At 58.2% G+C, this 19,443-nt stretch carries 20 protein-coding genes; 17 read left to right on the top strand and 3 right to left on the bottom strand.

Features of this window, described 5'->3' with window-relative positions; translation table 11 throughout:
• Positions 1 to 308 precede the first annotated feature (308 nt).
• Together AC1DKD_RS12415 and AC1DKD_RS12410 are read right to left on the bottom strand one after the other, a co-directional pair.
• Complete coding sequence (locus AC1DKD_RS12415; RefSeq protein ID WP_477102895.1) at positions 309 to 983, bottom strand: RraA family protein; 675 nt, start codon at positions 981 to 983, stop codon at positions 309 to 311.
• A 111-nt stretch (positions 984 to 1,094) separates the two neighbouring features.
• Positions 1,095 to 2,027 (bottom strand): LysR family transcriptional regulator, encoded by a 933-nt coding sequence (locus AC1DKD_RS12410; RefSeq protein WP_441632323.1) that lies wholly within the window; start codon positions 2,025 to 2,027, stop codon positions 1,095 to 1,097.
• Positions 2,028 to 2,133: 106 nt separating this feature from the next.
• Here AC1DKD_RS12410 and AC1DKD_RS12405 point away from each other — a divergent pair, with 106 nt between their 5' ends.
• The 16 genes from AC1DKD_RS12405 (at position 2,134) to can (ending at position 17,137) form a co-directional block, all read left to right on the top strand.
• Positions 2,134 to 2,802 carry an RraA family protein gene (locus AC1DKD_RS12405; protein ID WP_441632321.1) on the top strand — a complete coding sequence of 223 codons (669 nt, stop codon included), beginning with the start codon at positions 2,134 to 2,136 and terminating at the stop codon, positions 2,800 to 2,802.
• Positions 2,799 to 3,455: an RraA family protein gene (locus tag AC1DKD_RS12400; RefSeq protein WP_441632319.1), complete on the top strand. Its 657-nt coding sequence runs from the start codon at positions 2,799 to 2,801 to the stop codon at positions 3,453 to 3,455. Before AC1DKD_RS12405 ends, AC1DKD_RS12400 begins: the two co-directional genes overlap by 4 nt.
• A complete protein-coding gene (locus tag AC1DKD_RS12395) occupies positions 3,455 to 4,669 on the top strand; it encodes a pyridoxal phosphate-dependent aminotransferase (protein ID WP_477102893.1) in 1,215 nt (404 codons plus the stop codon). Before AC1DKD_RS12400 ends, AC1DKD_RS12395 begins: the two co-directional genes overlap by 1 nt.
• 97 nt (positions 4,670 to 4,766) lie before the next feature.
• On the top strand, positions 4,767 to 5,744 hold the full coding sequence (locus tag AC1DKD_RS12390; protein ID WP_441632315.1) for a Bug family tripartite tricarboxylate transporter substrate binding protein: 978 nt from the start codon (positions 4,767 to 4,769) through the stop codon (positions 5,742 to 5,744).
• A 33-nt stretch (positions 5,745 to 5,777) separates the two neighbouring features.
• Complete coding sequence (locus tag AC1DKD_RS12385) at positions 5,778 to 6,596, top strand: alpha/beta fold hydrolase (RefSeq protein ID WP_441632354.1); 819 nt, start codon at positions 5,778 to 5,780, stop codon at positions 6,594 to 6,596.
• 57 nt (positions 6,597 to 6,653) lie between these two features.
• On the top strand, positions 6,654 to 7,562 hold the full coding sequence (locus AC1DKD_RS12380; protein ID WP_441632313.1) for a LysR family transcriptional regulator: 909 nt from the start codon (positions 6,654 to 6,656) through the stop codon (positions 7,560 to 7,562).
• A gap of 312 nt (positions 7,563 to 7,874) precedes the next feature.
• A complete protein-coding gene (locus AC1DKD_RS12375; RefSeq protein ID WP_441632311.1) occupies positions 7,875 to 8,522 on the top strand; it encodes a hypothetical protein in 648 nt (215 codons plus the stop codon).
• Entirely contained in the window at positions 8,522 to 9,847 is a 1,326-nt protein-coding gene (locus AC1DKD_RS12370; RefSeq protein WP_441632310.1) for an MFS transporter, read from the top strand. Before AC1DKD_RS12375 ends, AC1DKD_RS12370 begins: the two co-directional genes overlap by 1 nt.
• Before the next feature lie 63 nt (positions 9,848 to 9,910).
• Complete coding sequence (pxpB, locus tag AC1DKD_RS12365; RefSeq protein ID WP_477143327.1) at positions 9,911 to 10,612, top strand: 5-oxoprolinase subunit PxpB; 702 nt, start codon at positions 9,911 to 9,913, stop codon at positions 10,610 to 10,612.
• Positions 10,609 to 11,592: a 5-oxoprolinase subunit C family protein gene (locus tag AC1DKD_RS12360; RefSeq protein WP_441632306.1), complete on the top strand. Its 984-nt coding sequence runs from the start codon at positions 10,609 to 10,611 to the stop codon at positions 11,590 to 11,592. Before pxpB ends, AC1DKD_RS12360 begins: the two co-directional genes overlap by 4 nt.
• Positions 11,593 to 11,630: 38 nt before the next feature.
• Positions 11,631 to 12,407, top strand: a complete 777-nt coding sequence (locus AC1DKD_RS12355; RefSeq protein ID WP_441632304.1) for a LamB/YcsF family protein — start codon at positions 11,631 to 11,633, stop codon at positions 12,405 to 12,407.
• A gap of 7 nt (positions 12,408 to 12,414) precedes the next feature.
• Entirely contained in the window at positions 12,415 to 12,888 is a 474-nt protein-coding gene (gene accB / locus AC1DKD_RS12350) for an acetyl-CoA carboxylase biotin carboxyl carrier protein (protein ID WP_477143326.1), read from the top strand.
• A complete protein-coding gene (gene accC, locus AC1DKD_RS12345) occupies positions 12,881 to 14,257 on the top strand; it encodes an acetyl-CoA carboxylase biotin carboxylase subunit (RefSeq protein ID WP_441632300.1) in 1,377 nt (458 codons plus the stop codon). Before accB ends, accC begins: the two co-directional genes overlap by 8 nt.
• Positions 14,247 to 14,660: a hypothetical protein gene (locus AC1DKD_RS12340; protein ID WP_441632298.1), complete on the top strand. Its 414-nt coding sequence runs from the start codon at positions 14,247 to 14,249 to the stop codon at positions 14,658 to 14,660. Before accC ends, AC1DKD_RS12340 begins: the two co-directional genes overlap by 11 nt.
• Positions 14,661 to 14,711: 51 nt before the next feature.
• A complete protein-coding gene (locus AC1DKD_RS12335) occupies positions 14,712 to 15,683 on the top strand; it encodes a Bug family tripartite tricarboxylate transporter substrate binding protein (RefSeq protein ID WP_441632296.1) in 972 nt (323 codons plus the stop codon).
• A gap of 695 nt (positions 15,684 to 16,378) precedes the next feature.
• A complete protein-coding gene (gene can, locus AC1DKD_RS12330; protein WP_477143325.1) occupies positions 16,379 to 17,137 on the top strand; it encodes a carbonate dehydratase in 759 nt (252 codons plus the stop codon).
• Positions 17,138 to 17,563: 426 nt separating this feature from the next.
• Here can and AC1DKD_RS12325 read toward each other — a convergent pair whose 3' ends face one another.
• Positions 17,564 to 17,887 carry an H-NS histone family protein gene (locus tag AC1DKD_RS12325; RefSeq protein WP_441632292.1) on the bottom strand — a complete coding sequence of 108 codons (324 nt, stop codon included), beginning with the start codon at positions 17,885 to 17,887 and terminating at the stop codon, positions 17,564 to 17,566.
• Positions 17,888 to 18,272: 385 nt separating this feature from the next.
• On the opposite strand from AC1DKD_RS12325, the gene AC1DKD_RS12320 reads away from it, so the two are divergent.
• The coding region (locus AC1DKD_RS12320; protein ID WP_477143324.1) for a DNA polymerase ligase N-terminal domain-containing protein at positions 18,273 to 19,443 on the top strand (1,171 nt) is incomplete at its 3' end.

Genomic DNA, 19,443 nt, shown 5'->3' with positions numbered 1-19,443 from the left:
CCGCCACCTCCGGCTGGCGCGAATTAACAAATGACTGAATTCCGTATGTCTCGCCGGCAGTTTATCGCGCTGCCGGTGGCCGCCGAACGCCTGGCTCTGCCTTCGATTCCCGTATTCGTGCAGAGTGATGAGCGCCAAGTTTCCCATCACCTTCGGCCACGAGCCAAGCTACATGTTGGTGACAGACTTGCGCATTGACGACCATATAGCGCGAGCCCCTAACCAGATTGAGCTGATGGCCTCAAGTTACTGCGAGAGGTTCCCGCTCGGGAGGCGAACTGAATCACCTCCCTTTCTTCAACGCTAAATTAGTACAGGCCGTGAGGCTCAAGCACCTTGCGAAGCCACTCCTGCTCCCTCACACCGCTTGCGATTTCTGCCATGATTTTCTGCTCGTTCTTCGCGGTTAGGGTGACTGCATCCAGCAAAGCGCCTGCCTGAGACACAGGGAATGTGACTACGCCATCCTCATCTCCAACAACGACGTCACCTGGAGAGACAATCTGGCCCCCAATCGACACCGGCGCGTTCATGGAACCCGGCCCCATCTTGTAGGGTCCTCGATGGCTGACGCCCCTCGCGTAACACGGGAAATCTGCCTCATAGAACGCAGCCGTGTCGCGGATGGCTCCATCCAGAACAAAGCCGGCGCAACCCCGTTCCGCCGCGTATTGCATGATGAGCTCGCCCACGAGCGCGTTCGTACAGTCGCCGCCGCCATCGACGACCAAAACGTGGCCGGGTTGCAACTCCATCAACGCCTTGTAAATCAACAGATTGTCACCCGGTCGAGCCTTGACCGTGATGGCCGTACCGACAAGCTTGCGGCTGCGGTTGTATCGCTTCAGCCCTGTTACGCCGGACAACCGCTGCAGGTTGTCGCTGATGTGCGGAGTGACCACGTTTCGGAAAGCCTCGATAACTTCGGCAGGCGCGAGGTCTGGAACGGGATTAATTACTAGGTTGGATGTTGCCACAGGCATCTCCTGGAAAGGTCGCGGTGATATGCGAACTCTCCGGCAACGCCTCACTTCTGTAAATTCCAAATACCGGATGGATTTGATACGCCAAACCTATGGTTAATCTAGTTGGCCCTATCCCGCCTGGCGTGGCTGAAGTGACTTCGACGAGGCCACTTTTCCACTCGAAAGGATGTCGATGGCGGCTTCAACTGCAGGGCTCTGCCTGCTCTTCGACCAGGCCATCGCGGTGGTGACGACATTGACGGCCTCCTTTAACGGACGAACAACCACGCTCTCGGGTGCGGCCTTCTTCATAGACGATGGCACGAGCGCAATACCTTGCCCACAGCCAACAAACGCCACCTGAGTAGCAACAGTTCGTACTTCGTGGAGTATCCGGGGCGAAAAGCCGGCAGCGCGGCAAGTTGCGATGATACTGTCGAAGTACGTCGGACTGACCGCGCGAGAAAAGATGACGAATGGCTCCTCAGCGAGGCTAGCGAGACGAACCCTGGGCATGTCCGCGAGCCTGTGGGTCTTCGGTAGAGCAACGGCTAGCCGGTCTTGTTTCAGTGGAATGGCGCCAATTGTTGCCCCCATGTCGCCTTCGAGTCGCGCGAAGGCCAAGTCGATGTCGCCCCTCTCCAACGCAGGTACCGCGTCGACGCTGTCAATCTCCCTAACCGAGACGGTCAACTGAGGAAATCTCTTCCCCAATTCATCAATCAAGCCGGGCAACGTATCGACCAGCGCCGACGAGATTGCGCCAATCGTTAGCACACCCGTGCTGCCGGTAATTGCCTCCTGCACTGCGAGTTCGAGTCGGTTCAGCTGCTCCACGAACTTGCGAACTGCCGGGAGAATTGCCACCCCAACTGGAGTCAGAGTCGCGCCCTTCCTGCCGCGCTCGAAGAGCTTCACTTTAAGCGCCTGTTCCAACACCTGAATCTGCTCCGTCAGCGGCGGCTGGGACATTCCAAGCCGCTTCGCGGCACGCCCGAAATTCCCTTCTTCAGCCACCGCGAGGAACAGATAGAGATGCCGAACAAGCCTGAAGTTAATCATGACGATTGATAGGTTTGGCGTATCGAAAGGTTACTGGATTCGGAATTTACATTTGTAACTCTAGCGCCGACAGTATGAACATGGCAACCCCACACACTCTCTCATCATGAGTACTCCTTCACTGCTGGACCGCCTGGCATCGCTCGACACCAATACGGTTTCGGATGCCCTCGACTTCCTCAATCTCCCCGGTGCGACCTTTGGCATTCGCCCGCTTTGGGACTGCCCCAAGATTGTGGGTCGCGCGAGCACGATACAACTTGGCCCCAAAACTGATGCCAAACCTACCGTGCATCTCATCACGCCGGTAGTCGCCCAGATTCAGACTGATGACCGCATTCTGGTAATCGCCGGCGGCATCGATGGCATCTCTTGCTGGGGTGACATCCTGGCCAACGCGGCGGCAGCGAAGAAGGTGCGGGGCTCCGTCATTGACGGTGTTAGTCGCGACATTGAAGGTAGCGAATCCATCGGATACCCCGTATTCGGCCGCGGCGTCACGATGATTAGCGCGCGCAACCGCGTGGTGCAGGTCGACTCCGGCAAGCCCGTCAAGTTCGCGGGTGTGGTGGTCAGCGAGGACGACTATGTCATCGCGGACCGTTGCGGCACCGTCTTCGTCCCCGCGAGCCGAATCGAAGAAGTGCTCGACTTGGGCGAGCGCATTGCGCGTCGTCAGGACGGCATGGTGCAGGCCGTGCGTTCTGGACGCTCTGTCGAGGAAGTCATGCACGACAAGGAATTCGAAGCCATCAACAGCAAGGAAGCAAAATGACTGACAAGGAACTGGTAGCCCTTTTCGAGGGCCTCGACACCCCTGGCGTATCTGACGCGATGGACCGCCTCGGACTTCCCGGTCAATGCCTGGATATTTCCCCTCTGGACAACTACCGCAAGCCTGTGGTCGGCCCCGCCTTCACTGTCAAGTACGTGTCGGCTAGCACGCCTCCAGGTACTGTCGGTGACTTCATCGACGACGTGCAACCCGGCGACATCGTCGTCATCGACAACGACGGCCGCACCGATTGCACGGTGTGGGGCGACATCATGACGCAGTACGCAGGCGCCCGCGGCATCGCCGGAACCGTGATTGACGGCGTTTGCCGCGACGTGACCAAGGCGCTCGGCGACGGCTATCCGCTCTTTACGCGTGGTCGATTCATGCGTACCGGCAAGGACCGCGTGCAGGTTGAATCCGTGAACACGCCCGTGTCTGTGGGAACCGCCCGCGTTTGTGCTCGCGACATCGTCGTGGCAGACGCCAATGGCGTTGTCGTTATCCCGCGTGAGCGTGCAAAGGAAGTCGCTGAACTTGCACGCAAGATTGAGGTCGTCGAATCGCAGATTCGCGAGCACATTGCCAACGGCAAGACGCTGGGTGAAGCCCGTGAAGCTCTTGGCTACCACACCTTGCAGAGGAAGGCGTGATGGGAGCCGAGCAACAGCGCTTAAACGTGAATCTTGCCAACGCCCAGCCGTCGGCCACATACCGCATGATGGACCGCGTCGCCGCCAAGCGTGCGGCCGGTGCGAAAATCATCTCCCTGAGTGCCGGAGAGCCCGATTTCGACACGCCGGGTCACATTTGTGAGGCGGCTATCGGCGCCATTCGTAGCGGCTATACTCGCTACACTCAGGTCGCCGGACTGCGCGCCTTGCGGGAAGCAATCGCCGAGAAGTTCAATCGCGAGAACGGACTCGATGTCAGTTGGCAAGACACCATCGTCTGTTCGGGCGGCAAGCAGGTCATCTACAACGCCCTCGCCGCCACGTTGAACACCGGTGACGAGGTCATCGTTCCCGCTCCGTACTGGGTGAGCTATCCCGAGATGGTTCAGCTGTGTGGAGCCACTCCGGTGGTGGTACAGTGCGGTGCCGACGTGGGCTTCAAACTGACGCCTGACGCGTTGACCAAGGCTATCACGCCTCAGACGCGCTGGCTGATTCTCAACTCCCCGTCGAATCCGACCGGCGCCGTCTACTCGCAAGCAGAACTGGCCGGGCTGGCAGAAGTGCTGCTGGCTCATCCCCACGTACTGGTGCTGTCTGACGACATCTACGAGCACCTGACCTTCGACGGTGAAAAGTTCCATACGATAGCCCAAGTGGAGCCGCGCCTCCAAGACCGGACGCTGACGATGAATGGCGTATCCAAGGCGTATGCCATGACGGGCTGGCGCATCGGCTTCGGTACCGGGCCGGCATGGTTGCTCGAGGCGATGGAGAAGCTGCAAGGCCAGCAAACCTCTGGTGCGTCCTCAATCTCGCAGCACGCTGCGCTCGCCGCTTTGCAAGGCCCTCAGGATTTCATCTGCGACTCGAAGGCCGTATTTCAGGCGCGGCGAGACATGATGGTGGACCTGCTGAACAATACGCCGGGACTGAGCTGTGCTGTACCGGGCGGTGCGTTCTACGCGTTTGCATCTTGCGAAGGTCTGCTAGGCAAAACCACGCCCGCCGACACGCTGCTCCGCACGGACGAGGATGTTGCCCTCGCCCTGCTTGAAGAAGCCAATGTCGCCGTGGTGCACGGGTCGGCCTTCGGGCTCGGCCCATACATCCGCATCGCATACGCGCTGGACAACGATTCGCTGCGTAAGGCCTGCGAAGCCATTCATCGGTTCTGCCTGTCTCTTAAGTGAGATTGGAAGTAGGGTCAGCAACATCGCTGCCCCTACGTCGCGACACGACAATACAATCGTGCCGGCCGAACGGTCGCACCGATTGGAGGAGACCGTTATGCTGCAATTCTCAAACATCGCAAAACTTCTGGTCGCGGCCCTTTCCGTGTGCGCCACTGTCTCAGCAGCACACGCTGAAGACCGCTGGCCCAGCAAGCCCATTTCTCTCATCGTTCCCTATGCCCCCGGTGGCACCTCGGATGTGCTCGCGCGCATCCTTGCCGCAAAGCTTCACGACAAGCTCGGCCAAACCTTTGTCGTTGAGAACAAGCCCGGAGCGGGTGGCAACATCGGCACGAACCTGGTTGCCAAGGCGAAGCCGGACGGGTATACGTTCCTGGTCGGCTCCAGCGGTCCGATTGTTATCGCTGGCGCCCTGTATCCCAAGCTGCCCTATAGGCCTGAGACGGACTTCACTCCTGTCTCTCCGCTGGCCAAGGCCAGCTTTGTTGTCGCGGTGAACGCCAAGTCCGGCCTTAACTCGATTCAGGACATCATCAGCAAGGGCAAGACCGGCCAGCTTTCGTACGGTTCTGCTGGCTCCGGTTCGCCGCAGCACATTATTGGTGAGATGTTCAACGTGGAAGCCAAGACTAGGTTGCAGCACATCCCCTACAAGGGTTCCGGTCCCCTGCTGAACGACCTGGTGGGAGGGCAAGTTGCACTGGCCTTCGAGAACCCACTTCCCATCATGCCTCAGGTGAAGGCAGGCAATATCAAGGTACTCGCCATTACCAGCGCCGAGCGCTCCCCCTTGTTCCCGGATATCCCCACACTCGCAGAGTCAGGTGTTAAGGGCTTTGATGCTCAGCCTTGGTACGGAATGCTTGCCCCAGCCGGCCTACCCAGCGATATCACAGAGAAGATGAACAATGCAGTCCAATCGGTCCTGGCATCTCCCGGGGTCGTGGCACAGCTGAAAGGCCAAGGTGCGGAGCCCTTGACGATGAAACCCACCCAGTTCCGTACTTTGATTGGCTCAGATATTCGAAGGTGGTCAGAGGCTGTAAAGCTGTCTGGGGCAACGGTCGACTGAACCTTCTGAGAATCAAGACAACAACATCCAATGATGACAATGAACAGAGACACTCGAAAAGAAACTGTATCGCTTGAGGTCGAGGGCGTGGCGCTTAAGGTCGCTGCCATTAGTCGTCAGGGCGAGCTTGTACCTATCGTGTTCTTGCACGGGTTCGGCTCGACGAAAGAGGACTACGCCGACATCGCCGTCAACCGAGCACTCGCTGGCCGTCCGTTCCTGGCCTACGACGCTCCGGGTTGTGGAGAGACTTCCTGCGGCGACCTTCGGAAGGTCTCTGTCCCCTTCCTGGTCGAGACGGCCAAAGCAATGGTTGCTCATGCGGGCATCGACCGCTTTCATTTGGTCGGGCATTCCATGGGTGGACTCACGGCGTTGATGCTCGCGAATGAGTTGCGGGACCGAGTATTGAGCTTCGTTGACATTGAGGGCAACGTCGCACCGGAAGACTGCTTCCTGAGCAGGCAGATTATGGACTTCCCCACCGAAGACCCTCAAGCGTTCTTCAACGACTTCATCGACCGAAACTGGCACTCCTCTCAGTACTCTTCACCGCTTTACGCCGCAAGCCTCCGTCACAAGGTCCGCGCGCAGGCGGTGTCCGGCATCTTCACGTCGATGGTGCACCTGTCGGACCACGGCGACCTCATGGGCAAGTTCTTGTCGTTACCTTTCCCGAGGATGTTCATGTACGGTGAACAGAATAGTTATCTGACGTACTTGCCGCTTTTGGCCAAGTCCGGCGTCGAACTCGCAGAAATCAGCGATTGTGGCCACTTTCCGATGTACTCTAATCCGGTGGAGATGTGGCGGCGCATCGATGCGTTCGTAACAAGTGCTGAGCGCCGCTGACATTGCCGTAGCGCCGGAATGTAGTTGCAGCGGCATGAAACCGAGCTTTGTACTCACATGAACACTCGCTTTCTTGAGAGCTTCATCCTTGTCGTGCAGTTGGGTAGCTTTCGCGCCGCTGCCGAAAAGCTCCACATCACCCAAGCTACGATTTCCAATCGTATTGCATCACTGGAGGAAGAAATCGGCGCCCGAGTTTTCTCCCGAGATGCTGGGGACTTGCGCCTGACCCCGGTAGGCATGAGGCTGATTCCGCTTGGCGAGCGGGTAATCGAGATGCAGAAGTACATCATGCAGCTCGGACAGTCAGACCAGAACGTGCTCGGCAGCGTTCGCATCGGTGCAATTGATACCGTGGTCCACACTTGGCTCGTGAGCTTCATCGAGCATCTCCAATCATCCTATCCGGGAATTGAAGTTCAGCTGAGTTCTGAGTCCACCGACCGACTGAACAAGAGTCTTCGCGACGGGGATGTCGATATTGCTCTCCAGACCGACCAGCTGGCCGGAGATGGTGTAGTTAGCACGACCTGCCTCCCAATGCGGATTGGATGGGTTGGGCCTGGCAATAAAGGCGAGCGTAAGGTAGACGTCCGAGAGCTGCTTACCCAACCAGTGGTCACAATGAGCCGTGGCTCTCAGCCTTACCTTGTGCTCAAGGACGTGTATCGGCGCGCCGGTGTGCCAATGGGAAAGGTGCATTGTGTTAATTCGATAGCTGCGCTTGCTCGACTGGTGCGGTGCGGTTTTGGAAACGCGTTAATACCACTGCCGCCGGTACGCGAGGAGGTTGTCAGGGGTGAGCTGCGGATTATCGAAACTGACATGCCGCTCCCGCCTCAGGGCCTGATTGTCAGCTATTTGGAAAGCCGCGTATCCGACGCCATCAAACTTGTCGCCGAATTGGCTTGCCAGGAAGCAGACCGATTTATGCGCTCAATGCCTGCACCATTCTCCCCACATTGATGCAGACTCACCCATCCGCACGCAGCATTTCTTAGTTCCTGGAGCACCTTGAACACCTAGGGATTACCCCACCACTCAATACTCCGAATAAATCGAAGTCTTCCATGGCTCGATAAAGATAGGGATTACCCTCGCCCGCAAAAGCTCCAGAAGGCACTCGATGCACCAAAAACGCCCTCTTTTCGACCGCTCTGGTGCATCAACCCTTAAGGGTCGAAAGAAAGTCTATTAGGTAGTCGAAAAAATTCCCGTTTGTGCCTCACTACGCCGTCTTAGTAGCATTCAAATTAGCAAAACGAGCGAGGTGAGGAAATGGCAGAGAATAAATTTGGCATTCTTTTTGTCGCATCGGATATTAGCCCCGATGATGAAATAGATTTTAACGCCTGGTATGACAGAGAACATATTGAAGAGCGAGTCCGGATGGAAGGGGTTATCTCGGCGGCTCGTTATATTTCGGTAACTGGTCGCCCGAAATATCTGGGCCTGTATTGGGCGGAATCGATTTCAGTATTTGCTTCACCGGCATATTCCCATGCATTCAAGAACCAGACTCCCTGGTCCATGAAAATACTGCCGAAAATGCTCCTCCCAACGCGCCGGATTGGCGACGTTTCCGCAGACGTCGGTCAAGGCAGTGGAGGTTGGGTCGCAGTGCTCCCGTTGAATGCCCCCACTCCTGACGTGGAAGGGAAGTGCAAAAACGTGGGGGCCCTCCTTGCGGAAGACAGTGCTTTCGTCCGCTCATACCTCATCAGCCCGAATGACGAGCTCAGCCGCCCGCTCCCCCTTGAGGACCTTGCGACGCGCAAGATGCGTCCGCTCTACATCATCGAAAGCAGCAACTCCGCTTCGAACGAAGCTGCTTTGCGCCATGCCATCGAAGCCCTTCCCTGTTCGCCAGCCGATGCAGCCCGCTATCAGCTGACGTGGAAGCTGTCTCGCGAGGAGTTGAAGTAATGGACAACGCAACGATTTTTTCGCCAACAGGCGAGTCAGCCCATGTTGCGGCCCCGCGTCAAAAGATGCGGCGCCTCGCTGCCGCGAGTTCAATTGGTACGACCCTGGAATGGTACGACTTCACGGTCTACAACCTCATGGCGGCACTCGTCTTCAACAGCGTGTTCTTTCCGTCGGTGGACCCGTTGTCTGGAACCATCCTGGCCTTCTCGACCTACGCCGTCGGATACCTGTCACGGCCTTTCGGCGGCATTGTCTTCGGCCACCTCGGTGACAAGCTCGGCCGACGCTTCGTCCTGGTCGCCACGTTGGTGCTGATGGGTGCGTCGACCGGCCTCATGGGCATGTTGCCCACCTATGAAGTCTGGGGCACTTGGAGTCCCATCCTGCTGGTCGCGCTTCGTTTCCTCCAGGGCGTGTCGATTGGCGGCGAATGGGCGGGCGCCGTGCTGCTTTCGATGGAGCATGGCAGCCAGGAACAACGTGGGTGCAATGCATCTTTCGCCCAGGTTGGCCCTGCCTGTGGCACGTTGCTAGGTGCGGGCTTCATTACCTTCTTCACCTACTTCCTTCCCACCGAAGCGTTCCACGCTTGGGGTTGGCGGATTCCTTTCCTTTCAAGTGTTTTCCTCGTTGCATTCGGTCTGTGGCTGCGCCGCGGCGTGGACGAGACGCCGATGTTCGAGCAGCTCGAGCGGGGCCATAGCAAAGCCAAAATGCCGCTGAAGGAAGTCCTCCACAGCTACGGGCGGCGTCTGCTGATTGCGGGTGGCGTGAGAATCGGCTCCGACATTGTCTACGGCCTGCTCGTGGTTTTCACGCTCACTTACGTGACGACGGTGCTCAATCTGCCTCGCTCTCTGGCACTGACCGCAACCATGCTCGGCGCTGCTCTCCATGCAGTTTCGGTGCCACTCTTCGGCGCGCTCAGCGACAAGCTCGGCCGGAGAATTGTGTATGGGGCGGGCGCCGTGTTGTCGATTGGCTGGGCGTTTGCATATTTTCCGCTGATGAACACCCTCGACCCGGCGAACATCTGTATCGCAGTCGTAGTTGGCATGTTGTTCCAGGCCATGATGTACGGTCCACAAGCTGCCTTTGTGACGGAACAGTTCCCGACGCGTGTCCGGTATGCGGGAGCATCGCTGGCAGCGACGCTGGGCGGCATCATCGGCGGGGGATTTGCGCCCCTCGTCTTCGCCAGCCTCTACAAGACATATCAGTCGTCCACCACCCTCTCGCTCTACATCGGAGCCGGCCTGCTGGTCACTTTGGCCAGCCTCCTTGCAGCCAAGGAGACGGCTCACAAGCCGCTGGAACACTGACCAGTCCCGGCCGCTGCGTCACTGCGCGGCCGGACCCTGAATCGCAATCGGTATCTTTCAAGCATGACGCTCACACTGGAACTGGCAGAGCCCGACAACACCATCGCTGCCCGCATTCACGCCGCAGGCTCCGGCGCGCTCCTGCTCGACGCGTCCACCGGCGCTTTCGACAAAGACATCCAGTCACTCCTGCTTTCACTGGCCAGCAAGCTGCGTCAGCGCTTAGGGAAGGCTACGCCTCATGAGGTGGTACTCGGCGTCAATAACCTCCTCCTGACATTCGACCCGCTCCAGCTTCACCCACGTAAAGCGGAAGCGCTGATGCGCCAGCTATGGGAGTCCGCAACGCCAACGCACCGCTCCGGCAGGCATTTCGACATCTCCGTCACCTACGGCGGCGAGTATGGCGAGGACTTAAAGGACCTCGCAGAAGGCGCGGCACTCACCATAGACGAGTATGTCCTTCGGCATAGCTCAGCGGTCTACRCCGTTGCGTGCGTTGGCTCAATGCCCGGATTCGCATACATGACGGGACTTCCTGAAGAGCTTTCAGTGCCGCGTCGAAGCTCGCCACGCATGAAGGTCCAGAAGGGCTCAGTGATTGTGGGCGGCAGCCAGGCCGGCGTCATGCCATGCACAGCGCCGTCAGGCTGGCACCTCATCGGCATCGCCGACCGAGAGATGTTTGACGCAACCAAGGACAGTCCGTGCTTACTCGCGCCCGGGGACACGGTCAGGTTCGGCATCAAGGAGATTGCGGCGTGATAGAGATTCTTTCGAACGGCGCTCCAAACGTAGTGCAGGACCTGGGACGCTACGGATGCATGAGTTACGGCGTCAGCCGCAGCGGCGCCATGGACCCTTTCGCCCTATCAATCGGTAACGCGCTGGTAGGAAATGACCGTGGGGAAGCGGGCATCGAAATCAACCTGTTCCCATTTCGCGTCAAGTTCCACGAGGATACACGTTTTGCCGTGACAGGCGCTGACGCCAAGGCGAGCCTGGATGAACAGCGCCTCGCGCTATGGTGGGGTCGAACAGCTTCGGCGGGGCAGACCCTCGTCATCGAGCGCCCCCGGCGCGGGACCCGAGCCTATTTGACTATTGGTGGCGGCATGAACGTCAAACCAATCATGGGCTCGAAGTCAACTGACCTGAAAGGCGCCTTTGGTGGTGCTTCGGGTCGCGGCTTGATGCGCGGGGACCGCCTGGAGGTGGGCACTGAGCAATCGGCTTCGGACCGTCCTTGGAAGGTCGGGCTCGGCGTGGTTCCTAAGGGCTTGCTCGAATATTGGGATGAACTGAGCACAAACTGCATCTCCGTCCGTGTACTCCCTGCAGCTGAATTCGAGCGGTTCACGCCCGAGTCGCAGACGGCCTTCCTGCGAGATGAGTTCAAGGTGACACCAGACGCAAATCGTGTTGGATATCGACTCAACGGACCGATGCTGAATCAATCGCAACACGTCGAACTGCTCTCTCATGGCATCGTCGCGGGGACCATTCAGGTCCCCCCATCGGGTCAAGCCATCGTCCAGCTTGCAGAAGCCAATACGTGCGGCGGCTACCCGAAGATTGCCACTGTGATTGAAGCCGACTTGTGGAAGCTATCGCAAGCTCCTATCGGTTGCGGAATTCGATTCGAACTCACAGACATTGATACCGCCGTAGCCGCACTTCAAACGAGACGCGACGAAGAACTACGCATCAGGGACACCCTGGCAATGATGTCTGGGCGCGCCTAGCTAGCCGCCTCCCAAACCTCAACAAGGAACCGAGAATCATGAGCACACAAAATAGAGCCATCGAAGTAGACCTCAATTCCGATATGGGTGAGGGTTTCGGCGCCTACCGGATGGGCGATGATGCTGCCATCCTCGAGATTGTCACCTCGGCCAATGTCGCTTGTGGATTGCACGCGGGCGACCCGGAAATCATGGCGAAGACTTTCGCGCTGGCAAAGGCTCGTGGCGTCGCCGTGGGTGCCCATCCTGGCTTCCCCGACCTGTGGGGCTTCGGTCGTCGCGTCATTCCTTTCACGCACGGCGAAATTGAACGTCTGGTTGCGTATCAGATTGGCGCGGCGCAAGCGCTGTCGCGATATGCTGACCACCCCATTACCTACGTCAAGGCACACGGTGCACTCGGAAACCTGACGCAGGCTGACGAAGCCGTCGCAAAAGCCATTGCACGTGCAATCAAGGCGGTCGACCCGAGCCTTACCTGCATGACTTTCGCTGGCGCTGCTATGGAGCGTGTGGCTTCCGAGATGGGGTTGGCTGTGCGGCGCGAGGTCTTCGCCGACCGTGCATATACCGAGGAAGGGAACCTGGTACATCGCTCCGTGCCCGGCGCAGTGCTACACGACGGCGACGAAGCGGCAGCCCGCATGCTGCGGATGGTCCGGGCCGGCGCCATTGAAACTACTTCCGGGAAGCTTCTCCCCGTCCAGATTGACACCATCTGCGTCCATAGCGACACGCCCGGTGCCATCCAGATGGCGGCGAAAGTCCGTAGCACGCTCGAGGGCGCGGGCATCGTGGTTAAGTCATTCAGCTGAGGAACACATGGACCTGAAGTTCGTGCAAACGCTGCTCGACGTCCTTGAAAGCTCAACGGCGCTCAGCGAAATCGAATATGGCGACGGGCAGCGACAGGTGAAGCTGAAGAGGCGCTCATCACGCCCTAGCCCCACCGCTGAGACGTCCGAACAACTTGTGACGGAGCGGGCGCCTGCGTTGGCGGAAGAGGCCGCCGTCGCCGAGGCCCCCACCGCGACGGCCACTCGAAATAGTGTAATTGCGGGGATGATTGGCACCTTCTATCGCTCTCCTGCCCCAAACCAACCCTCGTTCGTGTCGGTTGGTGACACCGTCGAGGAAGGCCAAACCTTGGCAATCGTGGAAGCAATGAAGCTGCTCAACCMGATTGAATCCGACCGTGCAGGACGGATTGCGGAGATTCTCGTCGCCGACGGCGCGGCGGTCTCTGCCGACACACCGCTTTTCGTCATCGAGGACCTGGAGGCAGCCCATGTTTGATACTGTCCTCATAGCGAACCGTGGTGAAATTGCACTGAGAATTCAGCGTGCTTGTCGCAAACTCGGACTCAAGACGGTAGCGGCTCACTCCGAGGCGGATGCCACGCTTCGACATGTCGCATTGGCGGACAAAGCGATATGCATCGGCCCTGCTCCATCGTCGAAGAGCTACCTGAATCACCAAGAGATTCTTCTCGCCGCGAAGGCAACAGGCGCGGGAGCCGTGCATCCTGGATATGGCTTCCTCTCCGAGAATGGCTCGTTTGCTGCTGCAGTCGAGAGCGCCGGGCTTGTTTTTGTGGGACCGACCTCTGAATCCATCCGGCTAATGGGTGACAAGGTGAGCGCCAAGCAGGCCATGGCAAAAGCTGGTGTTCCCTGCGTTCCGGGCTCAGATGGTCCACTGTCAGAAGAACCAGACCGCATTGTTGACCTCGCAGAGCGAGTCGGCTACCCGCTTATTGTCAAGGCGGCGGGCGGTGGTGGCGGTAGAGGTATGCGCGTGGTTGATAGCCCGGCTGAGCTCCTGAATGCTGTGGCCATGACGCGCGAGGAGGCTGGCCGCGCATTTGGAAATCCCACCGTGTACCTTGAGCGGTACCTCAAGACGCCTCGCCATGTCGAGATACAAATTCTTGCTGACACACATGGAAATGCCATCTGGCTAGGAGAGCGCGACTGCTCTACCCAGCGAAGGCACCAGAAGCTGATTGAGGAGTCTCCAGCGCCAGGAATCGACCGAAGCGATATAGCACGAATTGGAGAGCTCTGTACTCAAGCGTGCTTGCAAATTGGATACCGCGGCGCCGGCACGTTCGAGTTCTTATACGAGAACGGCGAGTTCTTCTTTATTGAGATGAACACCCGCCTTCAGGTGGAGCATCCAGTGACCGAGCTCGTCACCGGCATTGACATCGTCGCCGAGCAGCTGCGCGTTGCGCTGGGTGAAAAGCTTGGTATCACGCAGAGCGATGTCTCTTTTTCCGGTCATGCCATCGAGTGCCGTATCAACGCTGAGCATCCGTGGAAATTCACGCCGTGCCCAGGAAAAATCCTCGACTGGATTGTCCCGGGCGGGCCAGGTGTTCGCGTTGAGTCACATGTTTACCCTGGGTATGTCGTGCCGCCGCATTACGACTCGCTCATTGCGAAACTCCTGGTGCATGGAGCCACTCGTGAAGAAGCCATCGCGCGGATGAGGGCCGCCCTTGACGAGATGCACGTTGACGGGATTCAAACAACCGCCCCATTGCACCGCAAATTGATGGACGAGCCAACCTTTGGCAACGGGGGCGCCGACATCCACTATCTCGAGAGGCTGATATCGCATTGGGACGCAGCTTCAAAGGAAGGCAGCCATGAAGACTGAAGAGATTGCCTCGCTGGTCGCCGGTCTGGAGCGAGCCGGGGCTTCCGAGTTGTCGTATAGCGATGGCACTCAAACCTTGACTCTGCGCTTCGCCGAGGCGGCCGGACAAGCTGCGCATCCAGTTGAGGAGCCCGTGAAGACGAATGTGCTCATCAAGCCCTCGCTTACGAAGCACAAGGATATTCTTTCGAGCGCAACTGGCGCATTCAGTCGGGTGCATCCGCTCGCTGCTGATGCATTTTCCGATGCAGTCAGGCAGGGAGACCATGTGGGCTACCTGACAATTGACTCGGTCTTGAGTGCCATCATCGCCCCGGCAGACGGGAGGACTGGGAACCAGCTTGTGGATGATGGCAAGACAGTTGGGTACGGCGATGCCGTTCTCGAACTCCACAGCGCGTAGTCCGCCTTTACCTCGCACCCTTAGCTTACACTCCCCTGAAAAGACGACGCCATGAAGCGCCTTACCACTGCCCTAGTTGCCGCAATATCGCTTCTCATCGCACCGGCCTTCGCCAGTGCCGCCGACTATCCCAACAAACCAATCCGCGTACTGGTTCCCTATCCGCCTGGGGGCTCTACAGACGGCGTGGCCCGCCTGATTGGCCAGAAGCTTGCGACCAAACTCGGCCAGGCAGTTGTGGTCGACAATCGTCCTGGCGCTAGCGAAGCTATCGCCGCAGGCGCGGTGGCAAAGTCGGTACCGGATGGGTACACGTTGCTTTTCGCGACGATGACTGGCTTATCTGTCAATCCAAGCCTGTACAGCAAACTGAGCTACGACCCGGCAAAGGATTTCGCGCCAATCATCCAGGTCACCTCGATTCCAAGCGTGGTGGTGGTCAATCCCAGCGTGCCCGTCAGCTCAATGTCTGACCTAGCTCGCTACCTGAAGAGTCGCCCCTCTTCCGACGGTTACGCATCGGCTGGGAATGGCACGCCGAGCCATCTCGGCATGGAACTGTACAAAAAGGCGACTAACACGAACATTGTTCATGTTCCGTACAAGGGAGGTGCCCCGGCGCTACAGGACCTGATGGCGGGGCAGGTGCAAATCATGATGGCGCTGGCGCCTGAAGCGATGCCGCTTGTGAAGGGCGGCAAGCTCAAAGCGCTAGCCATTACGACATCAAAGCGGGCAGCAGCATATCCGGAACTCCCGACCGTGTCTGAGAACGGCTTGCCAGGTTTCGAAATGATTTTTTGGCAGGCGCTGGTCGCACCAGCAGGAACGCCCAAGGAAGTCACAGCCAAGCTGAACAAGGCTATCAACGAGATTCTGGCCGACCCCGAGATTAAGCGTCGTCTTGTTGAAATGGACCTTGAGCCTGCAGGAGGCAGCCAGGAAGCATTAGAAAGTCTGATGCGCACCCAGGCAGGAAAGTGGAAGAAAGTAGTTCTGGACGCCGGCATCAAACTCGATTGATGCATTCTTCCACCGGGCACGTGGTGGGGGGATAYGGCGCTCAGCGAGTATGTGGCGTCGTTCCTTCAAGGGCCAACAGGTGCAATGCTCGTCACAGGCACCACCTTGGGGTCCTGCTTGTGGATGCCTCCAGTACATCCGAATTACGTATGCATTCAATACGCAATTCGGAATGTACATACAAAGCAAAGTCACGGAAACTTCCGGACGAGCTTTTCCGGACACTCAAAAGGTGTGGGAAGAATCCTTTGGATGGCGTGAGCGATGGGATTTCTGAAACACAGAAGTCCGAGGGGCGGTGTCGGGTGGGACGCCAGCTGTTCGCTCCGCCAGCTGTTCCATGTTCATGGCCTTTGCGACAGCCAGCAGTTGCACCAGCTGACGCTCCAACTTTCCGCGTCTCGCAAGGAAATGGCGCGCATGAGTTGCGCAGGCTCGTCATCGCCCAGTGTGTGCGCACGTCGCGCGGTGGTCCCTCGCGTGCATCAGTCCTGATGCACAACATCCCCCCTTCTCGGCGACCGCGTCAAACGCCCTGTCTTTGCCCAAAGTAACGATTCATTGCCAGCGACCGCTATCGGTTCCATACGTCTAGCGTATGAATGGCTTCCATCCTTCGGAATTTACAGGTCGCAACGTTTAGACGACAGTAAAGCCGTGACCAATCTCCGGTATCGCCCCGCTACCCAGCGACGATGCCACACTGGAAAGGTTTAGTGATGAACCACGCARCCAAGGGAAGGCTGAAGCTGGACCTGGACAGCCTCCTAGAGAACAATCGCCAATGGGCAGCCGAGGTCGAAGATAGACGCCCAGGCTTCTTTCATTCGCTCATGCGGCAGCAAGCGCCCCAGTGGCTCTGGATTGGCTGCGCTGACAGCCGTGTTCCCGCGAATGAGCTCGTTGGCCTGCTGCCAGGAGAGCTGTTCGTGCATCGGAATATCGCGAATGTCGTCGCACATTCGGATTTGAACTGTCTCTCAGTATTGCAGTACGCGGTCGACATGCTCAAGGTCCAGGATGTCACGGTCGTTGGGCATTCTGGCTGCGGCGGTGTACGCGCCGCTCTCGATGGGATGCGCATTGGCCTTGCCGACAACTGGGTGAGACACATTCGGGATGTTGTCGAGAAGCACTCTTTGTGGCTCCAGACGCTAGCACCAGAGGTTAGATTCGACGCCACGTGCCGGCTTAACGTTCTTGAACAGGCCAGGAACCTCTGCTTGACGACGGTGCTACAAGACGCGTGGGCACGGGGTCAGACAGTCGCCGTGCATGGCCTCTTTTATGGGCTTCATGACGGACTACTAAAAAGTCTTGCTCTTACTGTACGGTCCTCAGACGAGGTGGACTGGATGTATGCACGGGCTGTGGCCGAATTGAAGTCAACGCACGCCTCATGCTTCGCCTCACAGCAGTGTGAGTGTGTGGCGTCCGCGCAGGTTCTCCCATGACAAAGCACGTAGTCGCATGCACCAAGATTGAAGCGCTTCACATCGTCGGGCGACGTGCCGCGGATGAACTGGAGCTTGACTATGAAACGGCTTGACGTAGTAGAGCTTTGCAGGCTTGACATGAGGCACGACATCCGCGTGAGCACAAGAGGTTCTGAATACGTCTTGGTGGGCTCGCCTTCTTCTCTCTTTGCCGGCCCATTACGGGCCAAAGTGGACATGCCGTTGCTCACAAAGGCGGTGCTGCAAAGCCTAACGACGCCGGCCCAAGGTCAGGAAGCCGCGAAATGTCGGAGACGCCAGTCAGCACGGCTAAGTCGTATAAGCAAAAAGCCCTTCGTCCCAGCGAAGAGCTCTCTTGCGTCCAGACCTCTCAGTCAATACGGCGTAAGGCATTCGGCAGCAGTTCGTACTGCCGCGTGGGGCTCACGCTTCTGGAATCAGAAATTTGACGCGATTCTTACCGAGCCAAGCCGGCGCACGGCCACGGCCAGTCCAAGTTGCACCCGTCTTGGGGTCTTGATACTTAGGCGGCAAGGATGATTTGGATTTTGCCGGAGCCTTAGCTGCCGCGCCTGCCGCGGGACGGCCACGGCGACGCTTTGGAGCGATGTCATCGGCAGTCAACTCATACTGCGCCATCAGGGCTTGAATCTGCTCGATAACACCAGCGACCTCTGTTGCACGTACTTCGATGAGCTGAGCCTCAATCTTTTCTTTTTCCGCCAGCAGTTGTTTGTATGTCGCCATTGTCTTTCTCCGTTTCTATAGTAACTCCAGCATCCTACATTATTTCCAAAATTGCAACTCACAACAACGGCCTTTCGACTTCCTGCACCAATCAATCAGTGCAGAAAGTCGCAGACGCCTTTAATTCGCCCGTCTACCGGTCGATACTCGTGGCGGTGCACGTGGCTTCCGTTGTGCTGCAATATCTATTGTCGCGACCTGAGCACGTCGAACAATTCCGCCTGCGCCGGTGCGGACCGCCGGATGAAGGGCTAGTTCAACTCCGTAGCGCCGATGCCGAGGATGGCCGACAAGGTCGTCGTTCTGGCGGTGGTGGGTCGGTATCGCACTGATTACATTCTTTGCCTGGGTTGGCGGCCCGCTCGGACTCGCCGTAGACTGGGCCATGGCCGCTGACCGTATCCGCCCTCCGCTCTCCCAGTATGAGCAGAAGCGTGACTTCAATGTCACGCCCGAGCCTGCTTCTCAGGTTTCCGGCCACTCGACGCCGGTCAAAGGCCTCTCTTTCGTCATCCAAAAGCACTGGGCAGGCCGTCTCCACTATGACTTTCGCCTTGAGCTCGATGGAGTCTTACTGAGTTGGGCTGTTCCCAAGGGTCCAAGCTTCGACCCGCAGCAAAAACGGATGGCCATCCACGTCGAAGACCATCCCCTCGACTATGCAAACTTTGAGGGCACCATTCCGCCAAAACAGTATGGCGCAGGCGTGGTTCTCGTGTGGGACCGTGGAACCTGGGAGCCGACAGGCGACCCACACGTGGGAATGAAAGACGGAAAACTCATCTTCCAGCTCCACGGGGAAAAGCTCGCCGGCCTGTGGGAGCTGGTGCGCATCTCCAAGCCTGAAGACAAGCAAGACTCGTGGATGCTATTCAAGAAGCGCGATGAGTGGGCAAAGCCGCTCGCCGAGTATGACGTCGTCAAGGCGCTGCCTGACAGCGTCATCGACAGACCGCTAGGACTGGTCGAGCAGCGCGAGCCGAAAACGTCTTTCGCGAATCCGCCCACCGCGGTATCAACAATCGACTTGTCGCTTGCTGCCAAAGCCGACCTGCCCGCGAAGCTAGGGCCACAGCTAGCCACCTTAGCAACCTCGCTGCCGAAAGGCGATGACTGGATAGTCGAGACGAAGTTCGACGGCTATCGCATGATGGCGCGCATCGACAAGGGACGAGTCCGCTTGTTCACGAGAGGCGGCCATGACTGGACCAATAAACTGAAGAGTCTCGCTGCCGAAGTAGAAAAATTGGGCATCACAAGCGCTTGGCTCGATGGAGAGCTCGTGGTCATCAAGGACGGACTCCCTGACTTCAATGCTTTGCAGAACGCTATGGACGGGGCTCGCAATGAAAACATCGTCTACTTCCTTTTCGATATTCCATATTGGGACGGCCAAGACCTCCGAAAGGTGCCCCTGACCTCCCGGAAAGCGCTCCTGGAGCAGCTCATCGGCGAGCCCACCGAGCGGATTCGAACCAGCCAGCGTTTCGACGCGCCGCCGGCGCAGGTTTTCAAGGACGCGCCGCCGGCGCAGGTTTTCAAGGCCGCATGCAAAT

This window comes from Cupriavidus sp. 05T313, assembly GCF_056396665.1.
The sequence above is the reverse complement of the archived record's forward strand: the minus strand, read 5'-3'. Positions and strand labels throughout refer to the sequence as shown.